Below are 26,227 nucleotides of genomic sequence, written 5' to 3'. Positions count from 1 at the left end.
ACATACCCCACCTCATCGGCACAACCCAACAGCAAAAACCACCCCGTTAAACGCGAAAATCCCCTCCGCCCGAACGCTCAAAAGCATCAGGGGAAGGGACCCTCACACACCGCACGGGGCGGTGGCAATAGTTTTAGGAGTTCTTGCGGTTGCGCACAGCAGACACGCCAGCAACACCCAGGCCCAGAGCTACCAGACCCATACCGGCAATGGTGAAGGCGTTAGAAGCACCGGTGTTAGCCAGGGAAGAGCGCTGAGCACGGCTTGAAGTGTAGCTGCTCGAAGAGGAGGAGCTGCCGCCCAGGTTATCCAGACCGCCAGAGTTGCGGGAAGAAGAACCCGAAGAAATGCTGGAGGAGGAACCGTCAGTCACCTCGCTATTGATGACCTCGCAGCCCAGGCCGTTACCATCGTTGTCGAACTTCTTGCGGAAATCCGGGTGACTCGAGGGCATGGGTGCCAGACCAGCAGCCGCAACCTCTGCACAGTTCGCAAAGCGAGTGCTCTCAGCCGAAGCGCTCGCCTGCTCGGTAGCGGAGGCAGAATCACCCAGCTGATCCTTCGCATCGTTCGCAACGAATGCGTGCTGATCAGCAGCACCCGAGGCAGAAGCAGATGCCGAAGCGGAGGGGGTCGCCACCACAGAAGCGGAAGCCGATGCGGTAGCCGAGGGGCTCACCGACGCGGTGGCGGAAGCTTTCTCATCAGCGCGGTTCTTAATCTCAGCATCCACGGAGGCAACAACCTCATCAGCGGCAGAAGCCGAAGCAGATGCGGAAGGCGCCACAGAAGCAGAGGAGGTAGCAGTAGCGGAGGGGGTAGCCACCACAGAAGCGGTTGCCGAAGCGGAAGCGCTCACAGAAGCAGATGCAGTTGCGGAGGGGGTTGCTTCCTGAACGGAACGAGCCTCGATCTTCACGGTAGCCGCCTTGCCGCCGCGAGCGGTGTCGTTGTCCTTCAGGGAGCCGGAGAGCAGGTAGACGTCCACGGAGATGCGCTCGTCCAGGTCATCCTGCCAGGGAATGGAAACGGAGAAGTTGCCCTTCTCATCAGCCTGAACTTCCAGGTAGTCCTTGCCGTCAATCTTGACGGAGCCCTTGTTCAGCTTGATAGCGATGATGGAACCGGAGGTGCCGTCCTGGGTCAGGAAGCCTTCGCCGGTAACCTTCAGGGTTTCGCCCTTGTACCAGACCTCAGAAATGTGAGAGGTTGCCTTGTCGGAGTAGACGTGGGTAACGGACTCTTCACCGTTCTGAGCGAAAGTTGCGGGGATTGCGGTGACCGCCAGACCGCAACCGATCAGGGCGGTGGCACCGAAGCGAGTGATAGTGTGTCGAATGTCCATCCCATCATTTTATCCCCGCGTGGTGGATGTATCCGCCTGTCCAGGGGGTATTTGCAATGACTTGCAACACAAAATAGCACTTTCGTGCACTTAACCTTGGGTCGGTGCACGCGCGGCAATATTTCGCCAAAGAAACGGCATGCGCTGAAGAAACAGCGCCGCTTAGACCCGTGCAAGACCCGTGTAACGGCCTCGGCACCCTTAAACGTCAACGGCGTCGAGCATAAGTTCCAGCGCCTCACCCACGCCGGTGCGCCACAGGTAGGTTGCTTTCGCATCCGCACGACCCGGACCGCCGTTAATGACAGCGACCGGTTTGCCGGCGCGCAGAGCCTCCAGCACAATCTTGTAGCTGCTCATAACCGCCACCGAGGACCCCACCACCAGCATCGCCGAACATTCAGCGAGCATGGCGTCCTTGCGTGCCTTACGTTCGGTGGGCACGGATTCGCCAAAGTACACCACATCCGGCTTGAGGCGGGTCGAACCGCACCCCAGGCAGGGCACCATCTGAAAATCGCGGATATAGTGCTCGTCCAGCTCCACGTCACCGTCAGGGTTCACGCGCAGCTCTTCATCTTCTAGGCGCGCCAGGTAGCCGGGGTTCGCCGCATCCAGGCGCGTATCCAGGCTTTCGCGGTTCTCGTCCTGCCCGCAGTCCAGGCACACAATACGGGAGAGGTCGCCGTGCAGTGCCAGCAGATTAGAGCTTCCAGCGCGGGCGTGCAGCCCATCCACGTTCTGCGTAATCACGCCGCTCACGGCACCCAGCTGCTCCAGCTCGGCGAGCGCATAGTGGGCGCGGTTCGGTTCGGCGCGGCGCATGCGGCGCCAACCCACGTAGGAGCGCGCCCAGTAACGCTGGCGGGCGGCGTCATCGTAGCGGAATTCCTGGTAGGTCATGGGGCGGTGATCGTGCAGGGAACCGCCGGGGCCGCGGTAGTCGGGGATGCCGGATTCGGTGCTCACGCCCGCGCCGGTGAGCACGAGGACCTTACCGGCCTTGAGTAGCTCGGCAATACCCGCGGAGGCGTATTCTTCGTCGTGCGGGGTGGCGTTCTCAGAGACAACGCGCTGAATCGAGCGGATCGCGGCACGGTGCACGGAGGCGATTTCTTCGCGCTGCTCACCGGCGGCGGCGAAGTTCTGGTGGTCAGTCCAGCGGTCCATTCTTCTCCTCAATGCTCTGTGTATTAGTGCTCTGTGTACTAGTGCGGTTCAGCGCGGTTCTAACGCGTTAAACGGCTGTGGGGTACCCCCATTCGAGGGTACCCCACAGCCTATTTCTTATGGTTTCGAACGTGCAAACTCAGCCACAGGCTAAGTCTGCCCAGCTCGTCGGAACTACCCAGCTGACCGGGTTTTCCAATCTAGCCGGTTTAGTTCTCAGCCTTCTGCTCACGCTCGGAGGTCACCGACAGACCATCGCTGGCAACGTCCGGGTTCACATCCACGGTCACGGTGTCACCGTCGTGAATAGCACCGGAGAGGATACCGCGAGCCAGACGGTCACCAATCTCGCGCTGAACCAGGCGGCGCAGCGGGCGGGCACCGAACGCCGGGTCGTAGCCGGTCTTACCCAGCCACTCCAGGGCGGCGGGGGTGACGTTCAGGATGAGGCGGCGGTCCTCCAGACGCTTAGCCATGCTCTTGATCTGCAGGCCCACAATCTGACCCAGGTTCTCAGCCGACAGGGGCTGGAACATGATGATGTCGTCCAGTCGGTTCAGGAACTCGGGGCGGAATGCCTGGTGCACAACCTCCAGCGCCTTCTCGGAGCGCTCGTCGAAGGGCAGGTCCTGGTTGACCAGGTACTGCGAACCGAGGTTCGAGGTCAGGATCAGGATGACGTTGCGGAAGTCCACGGTGCGGCCCTGGCCGTCGGTCAGGCGGCCGTCATCGAGTACCTGCAGCAGGATGTCGAAGACCTCGGGGTGTGCCTTCTCGACCTCGTCGAGCAGGACCACCGAGTAGGGGCGACGGCGTACAGCCTCGGTCAGCTGACCGCCCTCTTCGTGGCCGACGTATCCGGGAGGGGCACCGACCAGGCGAGAAACGGTGTGCTTCTCGGAGTATTCACTCATGTCGATACGAACCAGGGCGTGCTCGTCATCGAACTGGAACTCAGCCAGTGCCTTAGCCAGCTCGGTCTTACCAACACCGGTCGGGCCCAGGAACAGGAAGGAACCAATCGGGCGGTTCGGGTCGGAAATACCGGCGCGGGCACGGCGTACAGCGTCAGAGACAGCGACCACTGCGGCTTCCTGGCCAATGAGGCGGGCACCGATGCGCTTCTCCATTTCGAGCAGCTTCTCGGACTCACCCTGCAGCATGCGGCCTGCGGGAATGCCGGTCCAGGAGGAAATCACCTCGGCGATATCGTCCGCGGTGACCTCTTCGGAGACCATGGATTCGTTCTTGGCGTTGTCCTCGGCGCGCTGTGCTTCTTCCAGCTCAGCCTGCTTGGCGGGAATCTCACCGTAGAGCAGGCGGGATGCCTCAGCGAGGTTACCTTCACGCTGTGCAACCTCTGCGCGGGAACGTAGCTCGTCAATCTGGGTCTTGATGTCACCCACGCGGTTCAGGTTTGCCTTCTCCGCTTCCCAACGGGCGTTGAGGGCGTCAAGCTGTTCCTTCTTGTCTGCCATGTCCTTGCGCAGCGCCTCCAGACGCTCAACCGATGCGGGATCGGTCTCGTCGGCAAGTGCCAGCTCCTCCATGGTGAGGCGATCCACGGCGCGGCGCAGCTGGTCGATTTCCTCCGGTGCGGAGTCAATTTCCATGCGCAGGCGGGATGCTGCCTCGTCAATCAGGTCAATTGCCTTGTCCGGCAGCTGACGGGAGGGAATGTAGCGGTTAGACAGGGTTGCTGCAGCGACCAGTGCGGAGTCAGCGATCTGCACCTTGTGGTGCGCCTCGTAGCGTTCCTTCAGACCGCGCAAAATACCGATGGTGTCATCGACACTGGGCTCGCCCACGTACACCTGCTGGAAGCGGCGCTCCAGGGCGGGGTCCTTCTCGATGTTCTCGCGGTACTCATCCAGGGTGGTAGCACCGATCAGGCGCAGCTCACCACGGGCAAGCATGGGCTTGAGCATGTTGCCTGCATCCATGGAGCCTTCGGATGCGCCAGCACCGACGACGGTGTGAATCTCGTCGATGAAGGTCACGATCTGACCCTCGGACTTCTTGATTTCTTCGAGGACTGCCTTCAGACGCTCCTCGAATTCACCGCGGTACTTTGCACCTGCGACCATGGAGCCCAGGTCCAGGCTGATGAGGGTCTTGCCGCGCAGGGATTCGGGCACGTCGCCAGAAACCATGCGCTGTGCCAGGCCTTCCACGACGGCGGTCTTACCGACGCCGGGCTCACCGATCAGAACGGGGTTGTTCTTGGTGCGGCGGGAGAGCACCTGCACGACTCGGCGAATCTCAGAGTCACGGCCGATGACCGGGTCAAGCTTGCCCGCGCGGGCAATGGCGGTCAGGTCGGTGCCGTACTTTTCGAGCGCCTGGAAGGTGCCTTCGGGGTCGGGGGTATCCACGGTGCGGTCTCCTCGGACGGTGGGGATGGTCTGTGCGATGAGCTCTGCGGTAGCGCCGAGCTTATGCATTGCTTCAGCAGTGCTATCGGTTCCGCTGGCAATGCCCAGCAGAATCATTTCGGTGGAGACGTAGGTGTCCCCGAAACCCTGAGCGCGGGTCTGTGCCGCCTGCAGAGCAGAGAGTGCGGCACGGCTGAGGGAGGCGTTCTGCACGGAAGCGCCGGATGCCTTCGGCAGCTTCTTGATTTCGGCGGATGCCGCCTCAGAGATAGCGTCTACATCCAGGCCTGCAGCCTTGAGGACTGCTACAGCGACGCCTTCGCGCTGGTCCATGAGGGCCTTGAGGATGTGCGCGGTTTCAATAGTGGGGTTACCGGCGGTTTGAGCGTTAGTATTTGCCGCCGAGATAACTTCTTGACTCTTGGTCGTGAACTTGTTCTCCATGACGTTCCTTTCGTGTTTCGAGGGAGCTTATCCTATGTGCCCCTGCATTACATAACTTGAGTCTACTACACTCAATTATTTTGCGCAAGGGGTTAATCAAGATTTTAAGAATAAATTTTCGACAACGACCAAGAGGCTCTTCACGCGAATAAAGAGGCGGAAACCCAAGCTCAAACCAAAACCTCTGCTAAAAACCACAGCCATAAACCCCACCCAAAGCCCTATTGTTATAGTGACCACACTGGGTACTTGCGAGGCTGGGCACTTGCGAGTTCCCACAACAATCACAGACACGATGGGGACCCACATGAAAATACTGGTTCTAGGCGCAACCGGCCGCACCGGCCATCTCTTCACACGCAAAGCCCTAGAGGACGGGCACGCGGTCACCGCCTACGTGCGCAGCCCCGATAAGGCACTGTCTCTTTTGGGGGCGCATCAAAATCTCACCATTATTCCGGGAACCCTGGACGATGCCGAGCGGCTTGCCGCAGCATCCTCCGGGCAGGACGTGATGGTTAGCATCCTGGGGCAGAAAGCCACGGTGCGAGAATTTCTCTCCTCCACGTTCATGCAGGAGCGTCTACCTCTCATCATGCAGGCGGTCACGGGCGCAGGCGTGAAGCACTGCATTCTGATGAGCGCCTACGGCGTGGGCGATACGGTACAGACCGCCTCACTCCCCATGCGCCTGGTGTGCAAGGTCATCATGCGCGGCATTTTCACCGACAAGGTTAAGGCGGACGCCCTGGTCACCGAGTATCAGCCGTATATTTCGCGTGCGCATCCGGGCAGGCTGACCGATAAGCCCGGCAGGGGCGGAGTGAAGATATATGACATGGCGAAAGTTGAGCGAACTGCAGGCATCCCGACGATTGCCCGTGAGGACGTTGCCGATGCGCTGCTCGCTATCGCCAAGAACCCCCAGAACGCGGGTACAGATTTTTTGGTGACGATTGGGGACGCCGTCCTACGCTCGCCCCAGAAATAAACCGGTAGGCTTAAAAGCATGACGACTACGAACACCTTCCCCGCCGCCATTCTCTTCGACCACGACGGAACCCTCGTCGATACCGAACCCGTATGGGCTGCCGCCAAGGTTGCTCTCGCCGCAGAATTTGGAGGTACCTGGACCGAGCAGGACACCCTCGATTGCCTGGGCCTATCGATGCAGTTCACCCTGGATCACCTGCGCGAGCGCGGCGTGAACCTGCCGGACGAGGAGATTAACAACCTGCTGGTGGCGAAGGTGCACGAGACTCTGGCGCAGCAGCCGGTCGAGTTCCTGCCCGGCATTGAGCGTTTCCTCTCGGAGGTTCGCGAGGCGCAGATCCCGGCGGCAGTCGTCACGAATGCGACCACCTCCGTGGCTCGCCGCACCGCAAATGCGGCACCCGAGGGTACATTCTCGGTGGTTATTGGTAATGATGAGACCACCCACCCCAAGCCGGACCCGCAGCCTTATCTTTTGGCGGCGGAGCGCCTGGGTGTTGATCCGACTCAGTGCGTGGCTCTTGAGGATTCCCCCTCCGGTGTGCGCAGTGCGACCGCAGCGGGTATGCGCGTCATTGTTGTGCCGGGCGAGCTGGAGGTTCCGGAGGGGCTGGGCACCGTGCGCCTCAAGCATGAGGAGCTGACCCTGGAGGCGGTTCGCGCGCTGGCGTAGCTGCGTGGCTCGCACGCTGGATGCCTTGCAGAGAAAGTTCTGTAGAGAAAGCTCTGCAGAAAACTGAATACGCTTCACCGTAAAGGGTGGGATGCGCGATACGAGATACCGCGCGTCCCGCCCCTTTGTGCATGCCTGGGCGCGAGGGTTTTCGAGCGCGGTGCAACACGCAAATGACGATTTATTACGAATTACTCAAAATAAACTTGACACTGGTTTCTTAAAATGATTTACTCATAATAACGATTCGGCGGGGATGCAAACCCCACCGAACCACAAGCATCACAGCATTATGAAGGGAGACCATCATGGCATTCGCAAACTACACCGCACCCGGCCTGACCATCGAAGAAGGCAAGGGCATTTCCGAGGTTCTCCAGGCACGTCTGCACGACCTGAACGACCTGCACCTGCTGCTGAAGCACGCTCACTGGAACGTGACCGGCCCCGGCTTCATCGCCGTTCACGAAATGATTGACCCCCAGGTCGACACCGTCCGCGATTTCGTTGACGCTATCGCAGAGCGTATGGCAACCCTGGGTGCAACCCCCAACGGTCTGGCTGGCGCACTGGTCGCACAGCGCACCGTTGAGGACTACCCCGTCGGCCGCGCACGCGTTGCTGACCACCTGCGCGCTCTGAACGACGTCTACACTCGCGTGATTGAGGCTCACCGCAAGGCGATTGCATTCGCCGGCGAGTCCGACCCCGTCACCGAGGACCTGCTGATCGGTCAGACCGCTGAGCTGGAGAAGTTCCAGTGGTTCATCCGCGCATTCCTGGAAAACGGCGAAGGCAACATCTAAGCCAGCGTTCTAAAGACACTAATTTTAGAGTCATAAACCGGGCGGGTGCGCTCTCCTTTGTGGAGGGTACACCCGCCCGGTTTCTGTGCTGTTTCGGTGCTTTTTCCCGACGTTTCGCCTCGCCCGCGGGGTACTCTAGAGTACGTTGAGGCGAACATTATTATCGGGTTAGGCCGTCCTAGATTTTCTGTTCAGAGTGCTCTAGAGTGGTTCACTGTTCATGACAGAGCACACAGACATGAACGCATCATCAGGCGCAGGGATCCAGCCCTGCGCGCACGGCACCCGTGGAAAGGGAACTATGAGCACGCACGCCCAGCACAAGAGCACCCAGCACGAGCACGGCGAAGAAACTGAGGAACTTCAGCCGGAAAACACCGCTACCGAGGCTCCGCAGGCCACCCGCCATAGCGCCGTCACCTCCCCCTCCCCCGCGCAGATTAAGCGTTGGCGCCGCTACCTTGCCGATGAGGAGTCGGAGGCGCGCATCTACCGCTACCTGGCTCGCCGTGCCGAAGGTACCGACCGCGAAATCCTGCTGCAGGTTGCTGAGGCGGAGAAGCGTCACCAGCAGCATTGGCGTGACATGCTCGGCGAGCACGCGAATGTGCACGTGCGCCCCTCCCTGCAATCGCAGCTACTGCAGTTCTTGGCGAAGAACTTCGGTTCGGTGTTTATTCTTGCGATGGCTCAGCGCGCCGAGTCCCGCTCCCCCTACGCTGAGGACCCGGACGCCACCGAGGAAATGGCGGCTGACGAGGCGATTCACGAGGAAATTATTCGTGCCCTGGCGACTAATGGTCGCGAGAAGCTTTCGGGCAATTTCCGTGCGGCGGTCTTTGGCGCTAACGACGGATTGGTCTCGAATCTGGCGCTGACTATGGGTATTACCGCCTCGGGCGCGTCCAGCTCGATGGTTCTGCTGTCGGGTATTGCGGGCCTGTTGGCGGGTGCGCTGTCGATGGCGGCGGGTGAGTTCGTGTCGGTGCGTTCTCAGCGCGAGCTGCTGGATGCCTCCCAGCCGACCCAGGTAACCCTGCGTGTTGCGCACGATTTGGATTTGGATTCGAACGAGCTGGAACTGATTTACCGTGCCCGGGGCATGGAGCCGGAGGCGGCGCACCACCGTGCGATGGAGCGTTTCGGCTACCTGGATTGCGATTGCGACCCCTCGCTGTCTCACCGCGAGGATGAGGACCGTGAGGAGAACGTGGCTTTGGGTACCGATATTGGTGCCGCCGCTGCGTCGTTCGCGTTCTTCGCTTCGGGTGCGTTGGTTCCGATTCTGCCCTATATTTTCGGTTTCTCGGGTGTGTTCGCGATGGTGCTGTCCCTGCTGTTTGTGGGTGCGGCTTTGGGCTTCACCGGCGGCGTGGTGGGTCTGCTATCGGGTGCTTCCCCGCTCAAGCGCGGTATCCGTCAGATTCTGATTGGTTTCGGTGCGGCGTTTGTGACCTACCTGCTGGGTCTGGCGTTCGGCACGACGGTCGGCTAGTTACAACACCCCTAATAAGCTCTCCCAAGTGTATATAGCCGCTCTTGCATGTGCCGTAGCTTGAGCGCAAAGAAACCCCCGGCGGGTGATTTAAAATCACACGCCGGGGGTTTTCTATACGTCCGTACCCTGCATGAGGGGTTACCCTACTACGGGCTGAGCCCTATTACGGGTGAATCTCCGCGGTGGTGGCCTGACCGGAAACGCTCTCAGAACCGGTCGCGCCGTTGCCGGAGTAGGTCAGGTTAGCGACCTGCACGCTGGACGTCTGCTTGTACGAAACCCAGCCGTCGTTTGCCGGGAAGCGCAGCTGCGCCGGCATGAAGTTAGTCTGGCTGTAGTACTTGGTGCCGGACTGCTTCATGGTGTACGCCTTGCTGGTGGTGTAGACGATACGACCCTTGAAGGTGTAGGTGCCGTCGGAGTTCTGGGTGATGGTCGGTACTTCTGCGGTCCAGGTGCCAGCGGTCTGTGCGACGGACAGGTACTTTGCCTGGCCTGCGGAGGCTACCAGTTCGGTGGTCTTACCGGTCAGCTTGCGACCGGAGGGGGCCCATGCCTGGCCGTTGATCTTACCGAACTTAAGGAGCGACTGTGCGCTGGCGGCGACGGTGTACTCAACCTCGGTCACGAAGGTTGCGCCAGCTGCGAGGGTGACGCTGCTGCCGGGGATGTAGCCGGTGCCGGTTGCGGTGTCCTTGGTCGGTACGGACCACCAGAAGCCGCTGGAGGACATGTATGCGCCGTTTGCGCCGGTCTGGGAGTTGGTGACGGGGGTGAACTTACCTTCACCGTTGACGTAGGTTGCGCTCTTGGGCTTGGAGGTTGCGTCGTCCCAGTTGATGTCGGAGTCGGGGGTGCCGGAGGCGGTGAAGTGTGCCTCGGGGGTTGCCGGGTTGATGGTGCCGGTGTTGTTGGAGGATGCGTAGCCGACGTAGCCGCCGTTGTTCTGCACGCTGACGTACACGCCGTACTGTACGCCGGGGGTTTCCTTGGATGCTGCGTAGGCGGGCACTGCTGCGGAGGCTGCGACGACGGGTGCAGACCAGACGCCTGCCTTGGCGATGGTGCGGCGAGAGATGGGCTGGGTCATGAGTGTGGTGATCTCCTGTGAGTGGTGGTGTTTCTTGGAGCCGTCAAGAATGGTTCTGACTAGGCTCAATGCACTCCAGTATACAAAGGTTAAGGTTATATCTGCACGTTTGTAGGGCAGATGTGCACAATCTTACTTTCTGCCGCAAGCTCTATTGTCCGGGTGCAAACGCCTCAAAAGCACCCTCACAATGCTCTGCTATTCAACAGGTGGAGCGGCTCTAACTGCTCTCTTTTCCCCGGTACATTCCCCCAGCGCATTCCCCCGGTACGCTCCCCCGGCGCCTCCAGTATTTTCCGGCGTGCTGTCCCTGGTGAACTCGCTGTTAGAAGCAGAGATGCCGGTAGCCTCATGGACTACCGGCATCTGCCGCATTATTTATGCTGTTTACTTCGCTGCGAAGATTTCGCGCATCAGGTTTGCAGCCTCGGAGGGGGTCTTACCGACCTTCACGCCTGCTGCTTCCAGAGCTTCCTTCTTCGCCTGAGCGGTACCGGAGGAACCGGAGACAATAGCGCCTGCGTGGCCCATGGTCTTACCCTCAGGAGCGGTGAAGCCTGCAATGTAACCAACGACGGGCTTGGTCACGTTTGCCTTGATGTACTCTGCAGCACGCTCCTCAGCGTCACCACCGATCTCACCAATCATGACGATTGCTTCGGTCTCGGGGTCAGCTTCGAAAGCTTCCAGAGCGTCGATGTGGGTGGTGCCGATGATGGGGTCGCCACCAATACCGATAGCGGTGGTGAAACCAATGTCGGACAGTTCGTACATCAGCTGGTAGGTCAGGGTACCGGACTTGGAAACCAGACCAATCTTGCCCTTGCCGGTGATGTTCGCCGGGATAATACCGACCAGGCACTCCTCGGGGGAGATGATGCCGGGGCAGTTGGGGCCGATGATGCGGGTGATCTGCTTGCCGTTCTCGTCCACGGATGCCTTAGCAGCTGCCCAGAACTCTGCGGAGTCCTGAACCGGAACGCCCTCGGTGATGACGACGACGAGACCGATCTTAGCCTCGATAGCCTCGAGAACTGCTGCCTTGGTGAAGGCCGGGGGAACGAAGACGATGGAGACGTTCGCGCCGGTCTTCTCCATAGCCTCAGCTACGGAACCGAACACGTTCAGCTCGATGTCGGAGCCGTCCTTCGCCTTGTGGGTGACGGTGGTGCCAGCCTTGCGAGCGTTCACGCCGCCCACAATGTTGGTGCCTGCTGCGAGCATGCGTGCGGTGTGCTTGGTACCCTCGCCACCGGTGATGCCCTGAACGATGACCTTGGAGTCCTTGTTCACAAAGATAGACATATTACTTCCTTGAAATCCTTTGCTGGCGATTACGCCTTGTGAGCGAGCTCTGCTGCCTTGTCAGCGCCGGAGTCCATGGTCTCAGCCAGAACAACCAGCGGGTGGTTCGCCTCGGAGAGGATGCGGCGACCCTCAGCAACGTTGTTGCCGTCCAGGCGCACAACCAGGGGCTTGGTTGCTGCGTCGCCCAAAATCTCCAGAGCCTTCACAATGCCGTCTGCCACTGCGTCACATGCGGTGATGCCGCCGAAGACGTTCACGAAAACGCTCTTGACCTGCTCGTCGCCCAGAATGATTTCCAGGCCGGCAGCCATAACCTCAGCGGACGCGCCGCCACCAATATCAAGGAAGTTTGCGGGCTTGACGTTGCCGTGGTTCTCACCAGCGTATGCAACGACGTCCAGGGTGGACATAACCAGACCTGCACCGTTACCAACGATGCCGACCTCGCCGTCCAGCTTCACGTAGTTCAGGTCGAACTGCTTTGCCTTAGCTTCCAGCGGGTTCTCAGCGGACTTGTCCACGAGAGCCTCGTGCTCGGGCTGGCGGAATTCTGCGTTGTCGTCCAGGGAGACCTTGCCGTCCAGGGCGAGGACGGTGCCCTCGGGGGTCAGAACGAGGGGGTTAACCTCAACCAGGGTTGCGTCTTCCTTGGTGTAGACTTCGCCCAGCTTAACGAGAACGGGAACAACCTTCTCCTGCAGTTCTGCGGAGAAACCTGCTGCCTTAGCAATTTCCTCAGCCTTAGCCTGGTCCAGGCCAACCAGCGGGTCAACCTCGATCTTTGCCAGTGCCTCGGGGCGCTCAGCAGCGAGCTGCTCAATTTCCATACCGCCTTCTACCGAGCACATTGCCAGGTAGGAGCGGTTTGCACGGTCCAGCAGGAGGGAGAAGTAGTATTCTTCGGCGATGTCTGCGCCGTCAGCGACCAGCACGCGGTGAACGGTGTGGCCCTTGATGTCCATGCCGAGAATTGCCTTAGCGTGCTCGTAAGCTTCTTCGGGGGACTTTGCGAGCTTAACGCCGCCAGCCTTACCGCGGCCGCCGGTCTTAACCTGAGCCTTAATGACGGTCAGGCCGCCAATTTCCTCAGCTGCTGCCTTTGCTTCTTCAGGGGTGGTCGCAACAATGCCCTTGAGCACGGGTACACCGTGCTTTGCGAAGAGCTCGCGCGCCTGGTATTCGAAAAGGTCCACAGGTGTCCTTCTTCTTCGAAGTGGTGCCGAGTACTGGTGCACTCGGCCTGGTCATTAGAGGTGTCTTCCCCTGTGTGTCCGGTACGTGCGATAGGTATCTCTCGCACCCGGCGCACACGCATCATTGACGCGGGGAATTTCTCTCGTCTCTACTCTATCGGATTCGGCGTGAGCTCGCACTCACAGAGCCCCAAATCTGAGATTTTAGCGACTCAGCTCACAAATATTTTGGGTATGTTCCACCCAAAGGGTGTGCACCGGGTAACTAACTGGAGCTGCCACTCCCCCATCCGCCGCGAAATACCGGCGAAAATGCGGCGTTTACCGCCGTGCTCTGCAAAGCCCCGGCCACCTTCTCAGCAGGCGGACAACACGCCCGGTACAGCGCACAAAAGAGGGGCGGGCACCCTCAAGTACCCGCCCCTCCATAGGCGTTGTGAGGTTCGCACGCCTGACGCGTTAGCTCACCTTCTCCAGCGGCGCGTAACGCAGCAGCAGACGCTTCTCTTCCGAACCGAAACGGACCTTCGCCACGGTCTTATCGCCGCTACCCTCAACGGCGAGCACGCGACCCTCACCAAACTTGGTGTGGCGCACGGTATCGCCGACCGCCAGAGTCGGGATTTCCTTGCTCTGGTGCACGCGGGAACGGTTCGTCACCTTCGAGGTGGCCGCCGCCAGCCCGTAGCTTGCCGAGCCGTTAATATCCGCGGTGGACGGCTCGGAGCGGCGTGCGGGGCGAGACTCGTAGGGATCGTATGAGCCGCGCGAGCCACCGGAGCTGTAACCACCCGAGCCATAGCCGCCCGAGTAGCCCCCCGAGTAGCCACCGGAACCGTAGCCGGAACGAGAACCGCCCGAATAGCCGCCACCATAGGAACTACCGTAGGAGCTGCCACCGCGAGCGCCATACGCGCCCATACCGGAGGCACCAAAGCCCGAGAAACCGGCGGTGCGCTTCCACTCGATGAGCTCCTCCGGGATTTCCTCCAGGAAGGGCGAGGGCGGGTTGAACTGGCTCTTACCCCACATGGTGCGGGTTTCCGAGCGGGTCAGGTACAGGCGTTCCATGGCGCGGGTCAGACCCACGTACGCCAGGCGGCGTTCCTCGCTCATTTCCTTCTCGTCGGTCAGGGCACGCTGATGCGGGAACAGGCCGTGCTCCATGCCGGTCAGGAACACCACGGGGAACTCCAGGCCCTTGGCGGTGTGCAGGGTCATGAGGGTGACCATGCCCTGCGCCTTCGCCTCGGCGGCTTCGGCGGCAATCTGTGCGGCGGAGGCGTTCTCACCCTCCGCGCTGGCGGGACGGTTCGGGATTGAGTCGGCGTCGGCGACCAGGGCCACGTGTTCGAGGAACTGCTCCAGGTCGGCGCCGGGGTTCTCGGTCTCGAACTCGACCATGGCGTCGAGCAGCTCGGAGAGGTTTTCCACGCGCGATTCGTCCTGAATGTCCTTGGAGGCACGCAGGGCCGCCAGGTACCCGGTCTGCTCCAGGACCGCTTCCAGGCAGGTTGCGGCCGGTTCGGTGCGGGCAATCTGCGCCAGGTCGTCCATGAGGCGCACGAACTCGGCGTACTTCTTGACCGCGGCGGCCCCCAGGCCGGGGATGTCGGCTGCCTGGCGTGCGGCGGCGTAGAAGGAGATACGGTTCGCACTCGCGTACTCCGCCACCACGGACTCAGACTTGGCACCGATACCGCGTTTGGGTTCGTTGAGGATGCGGCGCACGTTCACGTCGTCATCGGGGTTGCTCAGGGCGCGCAGGTACGCCAGGGCGTCCTTGATTTCCTTACGCTCGTAGAAGCGGGTACCACCGACCACGCGGTAGGGCAGGCCGGCACGCATGAGCATGTCCTCGAGGGTTCGGGACTGCGCGTTGGTGCGGTAGAAGATTGCGACGTCACCGGGTTGCACGCCGTGCTCATCGGCAAGACGGTCAATTTCGCGGGTGATGTAGCGTGCCTCGGCGTGCTCGGATTCGGCAACGTAACCGATAATCTTCGCACCCGCGCCGGAGGCGGTCCACAGCTTCTTGGGGCGACGGTCGGGGTTGCGTTCAATGACCGCGTTCGCCGCGGAGAGGATGTTCTGCGTGGAACGGTAGTTCTGTTCCAGCAGGATAGTGTGGGCGTTCGGGTAGTCCTTCTCAAAGTCCGTAATATTGCGGATATCCGCGCCGCGGAAGGCGTAGATGGACTGGTCGGAGTCACCCACCACGGTCAGCTCGGCAGGGGGCACGGTGTCCGGGTAGGGGCCGCGGTCAGCCGGTGCCTTCGTGTGGGCGCCGACCAGTTCACGCACCAGCTGGTACTGGGCGTGGTTGGTGTCCTGGTACTCGTCCACGAGGATGTGGCGGAACTTGCGGCGGTAGTAGTTCGCGATTTCGGGGAACTTCTTGAGCAAGAAGACGGTGCGGCCAATCAGGTCGTCAAAGTCGAGGGAGTTGGCGGCGCGCAGACGCTGCGTGTAGACGGTGTAAATCTGCGAGATGGTCTTCTCGTACGGGTTATCGCTCGCCACGCGGGATGCGTACGCTTCGGCGCTGACCAGCTCGTTCTTCAGCGCGGAGATGCGGTTGCCCACGGCCTTGGCGGTGAACTTCTTGGTGTCCAGGTTGAGCTCTTTAATGATGAGGCTCAGCAGACGCTGCGAGTCGGTCGAATCGTAGATGGTGAAGGTGGACTTCAGACCCAGGGCGGCGGCCTCACGGCGTAGCACGCGCACGCAGAAGCTGTGGAAAGTAGAAATCCACATGTGCTTGGCGCGCGGGCCGACCAGCGCCTCAATACGTTCACGCATTTCGGCGGCAGCCTTGTTGGTGAAGGTGATGGCGAGAATCTGGCCGGGGGTCGCGCGGTGGGTTGCGAGCAAGTAGGTGATGCGGTGGGTGAGCACGCGGGTCTTGCCGGAGCCGGCGCCCGCGACGATGAGCAGGGGCGAGCCGGAGTGCAGCACGGCTTCTTCCTGGCGTTCGTTGAGCCCTGCGGTGAGGGAGGCGGGGTTCACAGCGTTGAGGCTGTGGGCCCGTTCGCCGTAGGGGTCGGCGGGATCGAAGTCCTCACCGTAGCCGCCGACTCGGTAGGCGGGCGGCATGAAGTCGCCGAGCGGGTCTGCGGCGAAGGCTGCGGGTGCATCGGGTTCAGGAACGGGCGCGCTGGTAGCAGGGGCACCGTAGGCGGGCATGCCGGTGGGCAGGGCGACGGGTACGTCCTGTGCGGGCGCCTCCATCATTGGGGCGTCCATGGCAGGGGCGTAGTAGTCGTCCTCGGCAGGGGGTACGTCGTAGTAGGGGTCGAAGGGCGGCTCGTCCACTGGTGCAGGGTCTACCGGTGCTGCGGGGGTGACGAGTTCGGCGGCGAACAGGCCGTCCTGTTCGGTGAAGGGCTGCTTCTGCTGTTCGGGCTTGTCGCTCATCATCTACCTCGCTGCCTAGAATACACGTTCGATATTCCATGCTACCGCATTTGCTCCGCGGCTCCCACCCGTTCGGTCATCCGCCGCCCTCTCATTCGAGCAAAGATAAGAAAACCGCCCGCGCCTGCTAATGCAAGCGACGGGCGGTTTCTCGTACCGGGGTTAATGCCGGTTCTGTGTGCCCCCGAGACGATTCGAACGTCCGACACCTTCTTTAGGAGAGAAGTGCTCTATCCCCTGAGCTACGAGGGCGTACCTATCCAGTATAAAGCACCCCGCACCGCAGGTCGGCACAGCCCACGACAAGCCGCCCGCATCCACCGGTAATCGCACCGTGCCCACCCCCGGTCCCAGCCAGCGTTCACCGACCCGTGTTCACCACCCGAAGACACCCGCATCCGGCGGCAGAACCGCTCCTACAATGTACGAATGAGCATCTACATTGACCCGCCCACCTGGCCCGCACACGGCACCGTCTTCTCACATCTCATCTCCGATGTGTCCCTGACGGAACTACACGAGTTCGCCGCAGCGGCGGGCATCAGTGAGCGTGCCTTCGACCGCGACCACTACGACGTTCCGGCGCACCTCTACGAGGATCTAGTACGGGCGGGCGCGAAGGAGCTCAGCGGCGCGCAGCTGACTCGCACGCTCATTGCGAGCGGTCTGCGGATTCCCCTAAAGGAGCGCCCCGAGAAGATTCGCCCGCGTCTGCTTCGCGCCTGGGAGGCAGCGTTTACACCCCGCCTCAAGCGCATGGAGGTTCCTGCCGAGCTGCGGGCTCAACTCACGGCGCAGGTGGCTGAACTGGGTGAGAGCCTGCTGCAGGCGTGGGAGCAACCGCACCGCGCCTACCACCACAGCGGGCACCTTTCGCAGATGCTCACCGACCTGGACCGCCTCTACGCACATCGCGCGCAGGCAGGTTCTACTCCCCTGGCGTTGATTCTGGCGGCGTGGTTCCACGACGCAGTCTACGAGGGCGCGCCGGGTGAGGATGAACGCAGCAGCGAGCAGCTGGCGGGCACCTCCCTGGAGCCGCTGGTTGCCGCAGGTCTACTGAGTACGGACGAGCTGCAGATGGCGCGCCTTCTAGTGCGTGCCACGGCAACCCACGAGCTACCCGAGTCCGCCGAACTACCGGCGGGCTACGAGGTAACGGATATTGAGTTCTTCCTTGACGCCGATATGGCAATCCTGGCGGCTGATTCGGTACGCTATCGCCGCTACCTGCACGGAGTGCGTAGCGAGTACTCCCATTTTGACGATGAGGCGTTCCGTACCGGTCGTACGACCTTCCTGCGTTCGGTCCTGGGTCGCGAGCGCATCTTCCTCTCCGAAGAGGCCCTCACGCTCTGGGAGGAGCCCGCACAGGCTAATCTACGTGCTGAGCTCAGCGAGTGGGAGCAGGACCCGCAGAGGCTTCTGCAGACTCTGGCATCCTAGCCGCATACACCTAAAACACATACCGCCGAGAATGCACCCACACTAAGGTGCGCTCTCGGCGGTATTTTCATGGAATCTCTCGGGTACACAAATCTCGGGTACACAAAAGGCGCCCACCCGCGTGCGGGGTAGGCGCCTTTTTGAAGTATTTTGGGCTAGACCCAGCTCTTATGCGCTAAGGCTTAGAGAGCGGTGTAGTAGCCGTCAACGGACATCCAGGAGGTGGGGTGCACCAGGGTACCGTTGGTGGGGTTCAGAGCGGAGATCATCTTGCCGTCGCCCAGGTAGATACCAACGTGGCTGTAGCCGTTCTGGAAGACGATGTCGCCGGGCTGGGGGTTAGCGGTCGGGCGCAGCTCGTTCTTCATTGCGTAGGTGAAAGCGGTCAGCTTGATACCGTGCTGAGCGAAAACCCAGGAGGTGAAGCCGGAGCAGTCCCATGCACCGAAGGTCTTGCCGCCCCAAACGTATGCGCCGCCCAGGCCGCTCATTGCGGTTGCAACGATTGCGTCGCGGGATGCGTTACCGGTGGAAGCGGAGGAAGCTGCGGGTGCAGGAGCTGCAACGTAAGCCTGCTGTGCCTCAGCCTGGGGTGCTACGTAGGAGGTCTCAACTGCGGGAGCAGCGGGTGCCTCGGTTGCTGCGGGAGCAACGTAGGTCTGCTGTGCCTGAGCCTGGGGTGCAACGTAGGTGGTTGCGGGGGTGTTGTAGCTGGTGTAGTCGAACTCGTAGTTGGTGTAGTCGTAGGACAGATCAGCAGCAGCGGGGATCTGTGCAAATGCGTTCGCGGGAACGGTCGAGCCGAGCAGGATTGCGCCTGCTGCGAGGGTTGCACCTGCGGTACGTACGATCTTCTTAACCATTGATAATTCCTCCATTGCCTGACGAGGTGAGCTGTCGGACTCGAGCATGGATTCGCTCGGCCACCGAAGTGACTTAGCCCCGAGGCTTCTCGATTGAGAAGCCGTATCCCAGCTTGGGGATTGGGTCCCCCGCTTCTGCCATATTGGGTAGACGTTCATCGAAGCGTTGGCAGAACTCAGCGGAACCGCTTCGACGGTGCCCTCTTACGATTAGGATTTGGGCACAGAAAAGAGAATACACAGAAAACTCCCAGTTGTCACCTCTTTCAGCCTTAAATTCCGGGCTTTCACCCCCGGCGGAATGGAGTGGACTGGACTGACTAGCCCCCCGCTTATTTTCGGGAACTTAAGCAGATTAAGGCGCTTGACTAGGCATTTCACAAGGATGCACATTCGCTTTTAATGCACCATCACCCCTTAAGGACAGGGTTCAAAACTCTTAAGAATGAGCCTCGTCTCTTAAGGTTTTGCTCCCATAATTCGCTCAGAACCCGGCGTTTCGCTCAGCTTCAACCTCAGATCTAAGCGAAAAACACGAAAAATGCACTCTAGCGCAGTTGCCAAAAAGTTGAGGGAGGAGTATATGCTCGCTCACGTGAGGGCAGCCTGCACCACTGATACACACCGCTTAATCCACCTTGTGCAGCCCGAATACGCCTCATTCCTCCGCTTTTGCCCGATTCTTCCCTTATATATGGCGTTTTCCACCGATTATTAATCAAAATCGTCCACTATCTAAGACAGTGCCGGATCCCGGGGAGTCAACGGCACAAAAAACGGTGGTACCGCCTCCTCAAGTAAGAAGGCGGTACCACCGTTTAAAGCGTGAAGCGGGTTAGTAGACTCTCAAAATTGGAGCTTAGAGGCTGCCACCGCGCTTGACCACAATTGCGTTTGCCACGTCCATATCCAGGGAGAGGGTGTCCTCTTCACCATCGGCGTGAACAATCACGTCATCGTTCTGGCCAGCAACCACGGACACCGAAGCGCCGTAGACAATACCTGCGTCAGCCAGCAGCTTCAGCAGCTCAACGTCAGTCTGAATGGACTCGGGGAAGCGAGAAATGGTGAAACGATCCTCGGGACCGGAGTCGCGTGCAGCCAGGGACATGGGCACGGTGCGCTCGTCGTTCTTCTCGCTAGTGTGGCCCAGGGCCTCCAGGCCGGGGATAGCGTTACCGTACGGGGAGAACTTGGGGTCCTTGAGCATCTCCAGGATGCGCTTCTCCACCTTGTCACTCATGACGTGCTCCCAGCGGCATGCCTCTTCGTGCACGTACTCAAGCTCCAGGCCAATAATGTCGGAGAGCAGGCGCTCAGCCAGGCGGTGCTTACGCATGACCTCGACCGCCTTGTGGCGGCCTTCCTCAGTCAGTTCGAGGTGGCGATCCGGCTCAACGGTGAGCAGGCCGTGCTTCTCCATGCGTGCCACGGTCTGGGAAACGGTCGGGCCGGAGTGCTCGAGTCGTTCAGCGATGCGCGCACGCATGGGGACGATGCCCTCTTCCTCCAGTTCGAGGATGGTGCGCAAATACATCTCTGTGGTATCGATGAGGTCTGTCATATATCTCTCCCAGCTATCACCGCAACAGTGCTTAGATAGCACTGCCTAAGTCGTTACTTAATTCAATATTCTATTATGTACTTTTTCAGCGGCTTTTGCCACGGCTTAAGTCATTGAGTCGCCCAACAATAACCGTTGGACGACTCAATACAACACCTTATATATGCATTTTGCTAACCCGCCCCTTATTAAGAGGAGTGAATAGTAGGCTCTACTCTGCGGACTCAGCCTCTGCAATTTCTTCCACAGCAGATTCGTTCTCTGCGGTTTTGTTCTCTGCAGGCTCACCGGACTCAGCAGATTCCTCTGCCTCAATGGCTTCAGCAGACTCTGCGTTCTCCTGCAGGTCCTCCGGGCGAACGCGGTCAGCCCACGGCACCCAATCCGGCGCGATCAGCGCGTCGTCGCCGGGCAACAGACCCACCTCGCAGATCGTTGCCACGCGGGAACGAGGCGCACGCGAGAGGGTCGCGAACCAGAACCAGCCGCGGTAACCGGGCAGGGTGCACTCGAAAAGGTGAGTGCTCAGACGCTCTTCCTCGGCGCGCACGTGGTGCACCAGGCCGATAGCGTGTGCCGGGGCGATTTCCTGAACACCCTGCAAAGCCACATCCTTTGCGGCGGCAAGAATCTCATCCACCTTGGAGGTGCGGCGCAGCTTGTGCGGAACACCCAGGGAGGGGGCGCCCACCTCTTCATCCAGCGGGGTGAAGGGGTCGGGGGTGGAGTCTTCGTTCTGTGCGGTTTCTTCGGCAGCAGATTCCTCGGAGGCAGATTCCTCAGCGGGCGTATCAGCCGCCTCAGTCTCCTCAGCGTTCACGGAGGGCTGAGTCTCAGCAGGTACAGCGCTACCCTCGTCGGTGCTCTCAGGCGCGGCAGAAGGCACAACGGACTCTGCGGGCGCGTCAGTAGCGGGCGTAGTTTCGGGAAGCAGTTCAATAACCTGTTCAGACATACCCCTATTAAAGCATCTCGCGTGCGCAAACATTGCGGCGCCCACCCCAAGCTTCACATACGCTGTGAATTTGGGTCTCAAACCGCTAAATCTGGGGCTTCGCCCACGAACAGCTGTGTGTGAGCTGATACCGTTAAATCCATGAGTAATGAACCCGCACAGGATAAGCACAACACTGCAGAGCAGATCCCTGCACCCCTGCCCTACGCCGGAGCCATCCGCTGGCTCGGTGCAGGCGGCGCGATTCTCGCCCTGCTCTGTCTGCTCACCGGAGTTGCCATGCTCGTGATGAAATGGGTTGGGGCAACGCCGCCCGCCCTCATGAGCCAGATTCCGCTGGTCCTCCTACCCGTCGCCTTTATCGCACTCATGGCCGCACTCATCCTGTCGGTCATGCGCCGCAACAAGGCATAAAGATTTGAGCCGCAAGCTCACACACATCATTCACTTATCAAGTACAGCCTGCCATTCAGAGAGAAAGATAGAGTATGTCTGCTGAAGCAAAACTCCTAGTCGTCGATGACGAGTTCAACATTCTTGAATTGCTCGCCACCTCCCTGCGTTTCGCCGGTTTTGAAGTAGTTACCGCCGGCAACGGCCGCGAAGCCCTCGAAAAGGCGCACGCCGAAAACCCCGACCTCATTGTCCTGGACGTCATGATGCCCGGTATGGACGGCTTCGAGGTGACCCGCCGCCTGCGCGAAAACGGCACCACCACCCCCGTGCTCTTCCTGACCGCAAAGGATGCCACCGAGGACAAGGTGACCGGTCTGGGTGCCGGTGGTGACGACTACGTTACCAAGCCCTTCTCCCTCGACGAGGTGATCGCCCGCATCCGCGCTATTCTGCGCCGTAGCCGCAGCGTCCAGGAAGAGGATGACGCCGTACTGCGCGTTGACGCCCTCAGCCTGAACGTGGACACCCACGAAGTGTTCCTCGGTGACGAGGAGATTGACCTCTCCCCCACCGAGTTCAACCTGCTGCACTACCTGATGCTCAACGCCAACCGCGTGCTGTCCAAGGCGCAGATTCTCGACCACGTGTGGGAGTACGACTTCAACGGCGACTCCTCCATCGTCGAGTCCTACATTTCCTACCTGCGCCGCAAGATTGACAACAACCGCGAGAACCACGAGCCGCTCATCCACACCAAGCGCGGTGTGGGCTACATGATTCGCGGTTCTCGAGGCTAACGTGGCACTCAAACCCCTCGACCGGATCCCCCAGTCTCTCTCCCTTCGCACCCAGCTGGTGCTCATCACCTCCTTGCTCATCGCCCTCTCCATTGCGGTGACGAGCCTGGTGGCGATTTCCGCTCTGCGCGCCCAGATGGTGCACCAGCTGGATGAAGAGATGAAGAACAGCGCCCCCTCACTCGTGCAGCTGGCAACCGTGCGCCCCTCCGGCAATCAGGAACAATCCCTGAGCACCTACCGCCTGTACCTGCTCGATAAGGACGGCAACGTACTGTACTCGCTCAAGTCCGAGGACAGCGAACAGTTCAGCGAGCCGGCGCTGCAGGGCTGGACCGAAGAGAAGGTTCGCAAGCAAAACGAGGAGGCGGTCACCGTCAACTCGGTGGGTAGTTCCTCCGATTGGCGTGTGCTCGCCGTACCCATTGAAGCCAACGACTCTTCAGGTTTGCCGGAGGCGGCCTCCCTCATCATTGCCATGCCGCTGAAGCAAACAAACCAGGTGGTCGCCCTCGTGGGCGTGCTGACCTTCGCGTTTGGTTTGGCGACTCTCGCCTCCGCGATTGCGATGACCTGGGTGATTGTGACCCGCACCTTCGAGCCGCTGGCTCGCGTGGAGCAGACCGCCGCCAAGATCGCTGCCGGTGACCTCTCTCAGCGTATTGAGGACTACAACCCGAGCAATGAGATTGGTAACCTCGCGGTTTCGCTGAACACGATGCTCACCCAGATTGAAATGCTCTTCAAAGCCCGCGAGAAGAGCGAGGCGAAAATGCGCCGATTCGTGGGTGACGCTTCACATGAGCTACGCACCCCGCTGGTCAGTATTCGAGGCTACTCGGAGCTGTACCGTCAGGGCGCGCTACCAACCGATGAGGCTGTCGCTACCGCGATGAGCCGTATCGAATCGGAGTCCAAGCGTATGGGTCAGCTCGTGGAAGACCTGCTGACCCTGGCGCGTATTGATGAGCGCCGCGAATCCAAGCTGGCACCCTTCGACCTGTTCAACCTGGCGGTGGACGCTAGTAACGACGCCTACGCTACGGCACCCGATCGTGCGGTGTCCCTGGTGGGCCTGAACGAAGAGGTGGCGCCGACCTCCGCAACCGTGCTCGGTGACGAGTCCCGCCTGCGTCAGGTCGTGGCGAACCTGCTGACCAATGCCATGCGCTACACCCCCGACGGCTCTCCCCTGGAGATTGCGGTGGGCGTGCGCGAAGAGGTTCCCGGTTTCCCGCTGTCCGTGCTGGAGGTGCGCGACCACGGCCCCGGTATTCACGGCGAGGACCGCGAGCGCGTCTTCGAGCGTTTCTACCGCACCGATACTTCACGTTCGCGTGAGACTGGTGGTACGGGTCTGGGCCTGTCCATTGTGGCTGCGATTATTGAGCAGCACGAGGGCAGGATTCATATTGAAGAGACCGATGGTGGCGGTGCTACCTTCGTGATTTCTTTGCCGTTCTATCCGCCGCCTGTCTCGGACGATCAGCTGATGAAATAACACGGACGCATAAACCCCCGGATTGTGGAACTTGAGTGTTCTACGGTTCGGGGGTTTTGCTGTGCCCTGGAGGCGGGACTATATCGCGGCGGGGCGATAACTCGCGGCGGTGCGAGTGAGGAGAGCGCGAGTGAGGAGAAGCTGGGCGGCTCAAGAACAGCGGGGGCAATCTAGCGTGCGTCATGGCGGCGTCATTTTCGGGAGGGCTTTCGATTTTTTCGAGATGCTGGAGCGAATCTGGCGGGTTTATCCACAGATTTACCAAATAATCATTTTTTAGCTCATTTGATGCATTTTGAAATATATAGTGATAACAAGCTTCCGGTCAGGAACTCAACCCTTCCAGAGATCCAAACCCCAAGCACCACCACGGGGCAACCGCCCCACCCATCTCACATATCTCAAAGGAGAAAAACCATGGCACAGTTCAATGTCGATTCCGAAGTCATCGCAGCCAAGAGCGCACAGGCACGATCCTACGTCGCATCCATCACCGCAGACGTCAACGGTATGACCGCATCCCTGCACGATCTGCAGAGCTCCTGGACCGGCTCTGCATCCGCTAACTTCCAGGGCGTACTGGACCAGTGGCACGCAACCCAGCGCCAGGTCGAAGCATCCATCACCCAGATCAACGAGGCACTCACCCGCGCAGGTGTGAACTACGCAGACACCGAGCAGGCTAACGCCTCCATGTTCGTCGGCTAAGGGGGCAGGGCAATAAGCCCAGAAGCCCACCCGCAGGCAGGCGGTAGACCGGGCGGCTAAAAGGTCCGGCCGCACGGCACACCGCCCGCCAGATTCGCCAGAAGGCGGCGAACATTTATTGAGAAAACCCCGGCGCATCCTCGCAATTGAGGATGCGGCGGGGTTTTATTGCACGGAAATCTTTGGGCTCAAGAGCCCAATCCTTAGGAGCTGAGCGTTAGGAGCTCAGCTTTAGGAGGCGGGGGTCTCCTGGCGGAAACGCAAACGCCACAGGCCGCGCTCAGCGTCGTAATGCCAGATACTTGAACGGCTCACGCGGCCGCGCGCGGTGGCAACCGCCGCCATGACCAGCACGCTAGAAGAATCCAGCACCTGCACGCCCTGCTTGAGCGGGGCACCCTGCTGGGTGAAGGCGCGTTCACGGTACTGCAGCACCGAGGAGCGGGACACCGACTTGCCGGTGGCGGTCACCCACACCAGTCGCTCGTGCAGCATGGATTCCAGCTGCGCTGCTTCCATGGCGGAGCCGCGGCTTTCGAGCAGCTGTTCTGCGGCGGAGGCTTCCTCAGGGTTCAGGACAGCGGGGTTCGGAGCAGGCGCGGCGGGAGCGGTGCGCGCGGGAGCAGAAGCGGGCGCTTCCTCCACGGGTGCCTCAACCTGAGCGGACTCTACGGTCTGTGCGGGCGCCGCGGCGGGCTCTACCGTCTGCTCTTCTGCGTGTTCTTCCGTCTCACCCAGCAGTTCCGCCGGGTCAACATCGTTCGGGTCCAGACCCGCGAATTCTTCCAGGCCGGTCAAGTCATCCTCTTCTTCCGTCTGCGCGGCATTGGATGCCTGCTGAGCGGTCTCCTGCTGGCGCGCCAGTGCCTTTGCGTCACGCTCGGCGGCACGCTCTGCCGCGAGCGCCAGCTGTTCCTTGCGGGTGCGGACCGCCTCCGGGTCGGGGGCGTTCACCGCGGAGGCGGGGCGCAGCAGACCGGACAGGCGCAGGCTCTCCACGCCGCGCTGGGCGTTCTCAATCTCGGCTGCGGTGAATTCCTGTACGGGCAGGTGGGCATCCGCGGAAGACTCGGAGGGCGCCGGCTCAGAGAGCGCAACCTCAGGGAGGGCAGCGTCCAAGAGGGCAGGTTCTGCAGCCGGAGCGTTCACAATCGGCGCTTCAACAGCCACAGGCTCCACAGCCGCAGCCGCAGGTTCAGCAGACGCGCCGAAGCCGGGGCCGTGCGCAGGTTCGCGGCCCTCCTGATAGGCGCGCGCGGCACCATTCGCCAGGGAATCCGCCTTCTCGTTGAGCTCGTGACCCGCGTGGCCCTTCACCCAAATAAACTCGTAGTCGCGGCCGGTCAGCGCCTGATCCAGCGCCTCCAGCAGGTCGCGGTTGAGCACGGGCTTGCCGTCGGACTTCTTCCAGCCCTTCTTCTTCCAGCCGGGCATCCACTTGGTCAGCGAGTTAATGACGTACTGGCTATCGCAGTACACGCGCAGCTTCGCCTCCGGGCGGGATGCGGTCGCCTCGAACAGGTCCAGGACGGCCTTGAGCTCACCCATATTGTTGGTGCCGTGCGCCCAGCCGCCGCTCGCCCAGTGGTCGTCGTCGATATACCATGCCCAGCCCGCCGGTCCGGGGTTGCCCAGCGCCGAGCCGTCTGCGGCGGCAATGATCTCTTGCGTGCTGTTCACGGTGC

At 60.8% G+C, this 26,227-nt stretch carries 20 protein-coding genes, 1 tRNA gene and 1 riboswitch; of the genes, 9 read left to right on the top strand and 12 right to left on the bottom strand.

The features are described 5' to 3' along the window. Nucleotides 1–133: 133 nt before the first annotated feature. The 3 genes from LPB405_RS05840 to clpB all read right to left on the bottom strand — a co-directional run bounded on the left by LPB405_RS05840 (nt 134) and on the right by clpB (nt 5,334). Complete coding sequence (locus tag LPB405_RS05840; RefSeq protein WP_219100618.1) at nt 134–1,345, bottom strand: excalibur calcium-binding domain-containing protein; 1,212 nt, start codon at nt 1,343–1,345, stop codon at nt 134–136. Nucleotides 1,346–1,546: 201 nt separating this feature from the next. Then, nucleotides 1,547–2,515, bottom strand: coding sequence for a Sir2 family NAD-dependent protein deacetylase (locus LPB405_RS05835; protein WP_219100616.1), 969 nt, complete (start codon nt 2,513–2,515; stop codon nt 1,547–1,549). Between the two features lie 209 nt (nt 2,516–2,724). Next, nucleotides 2,725–5,334 carry an ATP-dependent chaperone ClpB gene (clpB, locus tag LPB405_RS05830; RefSeq protein WP_219100614.1) on the bottom strand — a complete coding sequence of 870 codons (2,610 nt, stop codon included), beginning with the start codon at nt 5,332–5,334 and terminating at the stop codon, nt 2,725–2,727. A gap of 307 nt (nt 5,335–5,641) precedes the next feature. On the opposite strand from clpB, the gene LPB405_RS05825 reads away from it, so the two are divergent. The 4 genes from LPB405_RS05825 (at nt 5,642) to LPB405_RS05810 (ending at nt 9,301) form a co-directional block, all read left to right on the top strand. Beyond that, a complete protein-coding gene (locus LPB405_RS05825) occupies nt 5,642–6,325 on the top strand; it encodes an NAD(P)-dependent oxidoreductase (protein ID WP_219100612.1) in 684 nt (227 codons plus the stop codon). An 18-nt stretch (nt 6,326–6,343) separates the two neighbouring features. Further along, a complete protein-coding gene (locus LPB405_RS05820) occupies nt 6,344–7,000 on the top strand; it encodes an HAD family hydrolase (protein WP_219100610.1) in 657 nt (218 codons plus the stop codon). A 308-nt stretch (nt 7,001–7,308) separates the two neighbouring features. Beyond that, nucleotides 7,309–7,806: a DNA starvation/stationary phase protection protein Dps gene (gene dps, locus LPB405_RS05815; RefSeq protein WP_219100608.1), complete on the top strand. Its 498-nt coding sequence runs from the start codon at nt 7,309–7,311 to the stop codon at nt 7,804–7,806. A gap of 301 nt (nt 7,807–8,107) precedes the next feature. Next, the gene (locus LPB405_RS05810) at nt 8,108–9,301 is read left to right on the top strand and encodes a VIT1/CCC1 transporter family protein (RefSeq protein ID WP_219100606.1); all 1,194 of its coding nucleotides are present in this window, start codon (nt 8,108–8,110) and stop codon (nt 9,299–9,301) included. 166 nt (nt 9,302–9,467) lie between these two features. On the opposite strand, the gene LPB405_RS05805 is transcribed toward LPB405_RS05810, so the two are convergent. The 5 genes from LPB405_RS05805 to LPB405_RS05785 form a co-directional block, all read right to left on the bottom strand. Beyond that, nucleotides 9,468–10,394: a hypothetical protein gene (locus LPB405_RS05805; RefSeq protein ID WP_049363461.1), complete on the bottom strand. Its 927-nt coding sequence runs from the start codon at nt 10,392–10,394 to the stop codon at nt 9,468–9,470. A 387-nt stretch (nt 10,395–10,781) separates the two neighbouring features. Then, a complete protein-coding gene (gene sucD / locus LPB405_RS05800) occupies nt 10,782–11,699 on the bottom strand; it encodes a succinate--CoA ligase subunit alpha (protein WP_005504562.1) in 918 nt (305 codons plus the stop codon). A gap of 29 nt (nt 11,700–11,728) precedes the next feature. After that, nucleotides 11,729–12,895: an ADP-forming succinate--CoA ligase subunit beta gene (gene sucC / locus LPB405_RS05795; protein WP_219100604.1), complete on the bottom strand. Its 1,167-nt coding sequence runs from the start codon at nt 12,893–12,895 to the stop codon at nt 11,729–11,731. A 459-nt stretch (nt 12,896–13,354) separates the two neighbouring features. Next, nucleotides 13,355–16,315 (bottom strand): UvrD-helicase domain-containing protein, encoded by a 2,961-nt coding sequence (locus tag LPB405_RS05790; RefSeq protein WP_219100602.1) that lies wholly within the window; start codon nt 16,313–16,315, stop codon nt 13,355–13,357. Between the two features lie 176 nt (nt 16,316–16,491). Continuing rightward, a tRNA-Arg gene (locus tag LPB405_RS05785) sits at nt 16,492–16,564 on the bottom strand. 177 nt (nt 16,565–16,741) lie between these two features. On the opposite strand from LPB405_RS05785, the gene LPB405_RS05780 reads away from it, so the two are divergent. Next, complete coding sequence (locus tag LPB405_RS05780) at nt 16,742–17,758, top strand: DUF4031 domain-containing protein (protein ID WP_219100600.1); 1,017 nt, start codon at nt 16,742–16,744, stop codon at nt 17,756–17,758. Nucleotides 17,759–17,940: 182 nt separating this feature from the next. On the opposite strand, the gene LPB405_RS05775 is transcribed toward LPB405_RS05780, so the two are convergent. The 3 genes from LPB405_RS05775 to LPB405_RS05765 all read right to left on the bottom strand — a co-directional run bounded on the left by LPB405_RS05775 (nt 17,941) and on the right by LPB405_RS05765 (nt 21,140). Next, nucleotides 17,941–18,621 carry a C40 family peptidase gene (locus tag LPB405_RS05775; RefSeq protein ID WP_219100598.1) on the bottom strand — a complete coding sequence of 227 codons (681 nt, stop codon included), beginning with the start codon at nt 18,619–18,621 and terminating at the stop codon, nt 17,941–17,943. Next, a riboswitch (cyclic di-AMP (ydaO/yuaA leader) is annotated at nt 18,622–18,781 on the bottom strand. Nucleotides 18,782–19,480: 699 nt separating this feature from the next. After that, nucleotides 19,481–20,185 carry a metal-dependent transcriptional regulator gene (locus tag LPB405_RS05770; RefSeq protein WP_219100596.1) on the bottom strand — a complete coding sequence of 235 codons (705 nt, stop codon included), beginning with the start codon at nt 20,183–20,185 and terminating at the stop codon, nt 19,481–19,483. 211 nt (nt 20,186–20,396) lie between these two features. Beyond that, nucleotides 20,397–21,140 (bottom strand): DUF3027 domain-containing protein, encoded by a 744-nt coding sequence (locus LPB405_RS05765; RefSeq protein ID WP_257604867.1) that lies wholly within the window; start codon nt 21,138–21,140, stop codon nt 20,397–20,399. Nucleotides 21,141–21,281: 141 nt separating this feature from the next. Between LPB405_RS05765 and LPB405_RS05760 the strand changes: the two genes are divergently transcribed. The 4 genes from LPB405_RS05760 to LPB405_RS05745 all read left to right on the top strand — a co-directional run bounded on the left by LPB405_RS05760 (nt 21,282) and on the right by LPB405_RS05745 (nt 24,542). Further along, the gene (locus tag LPB405_RS05760; RefSeq protein WP_219100594.1) at nt 21,282–21,554 is read left to right on the top strand and encodes a hypothetical protein; all 273 of its coding nucleotides are present in this window, start codon (nt 21,282–21,284) and stop codon (nt 21,552–21,554) included. Nucleotides 21,555–21,628: 74 nt separating this feature from the next. Continuing rightward, nucleotides 21,629–22,333 (top strand): response regulator transcription factor, encoded by a 705-nt coding sequence (locus LPB405_RS05755; protein WP_070691201.1) that lies wholly within the window; start codon nt 21,629–21,631, stop codon nt 22,331–22,333. A gap of 1 nt (nt 22,334) precedes the next feature. Beyond that, a complete protein-coding gene (locus tag LPB405_RS05750) occupies nt 22,335–23,834 on the top strand; it encodes a sensor histidine kinase (protein ID WP_219100592.1) in 1,500 nt (499 codons plus the stop codon). 417 nt (nt 23,835–24,251) lie between these two features. After that, nucleotides 24,252–24,542: a WXG100 family type VII secretion target gene (locus LPB405_RS05745; RefSeq protein WP_005504526.1), complete on the top strand. Its 291-nt coding sequence runs from the start codon at nt 24,252–24,254 to the stop codon at nt 24,540–24,542. Nucleotides 24,543–24,773: 231 nt separating this feature from the next. On the opposite strand, the gene LPB405_RS05740 is transcribed toward LPB405_RS05745, so the two are convergent. Next, a complete protein-coding gene (locus LPB405_RS05740; RefSeq protein ID WP_219100590.1) occupies nt 24,774–26,222 on the bottom strand; it encodes an RNase H family protein in 1,449 nt (482 codons plus the stop codon). Between the last annotated feature and the right edge of the window lie 5 nt (nt 26,223–26,227).

This window comes from Rothia mucilaginosa (assembly GCF_019334805.1).
In the GTDB taxonomy this organism is placed as follows: Bacteria; Actinomycetota; Actinomycetes; order Actinomycetales; family Micrococcaceae; genus Rothia; species Rothia mucilaginosa_C.
This window is presented reverse-complemented; position numbering and strand designations above follow the sequence as displayed.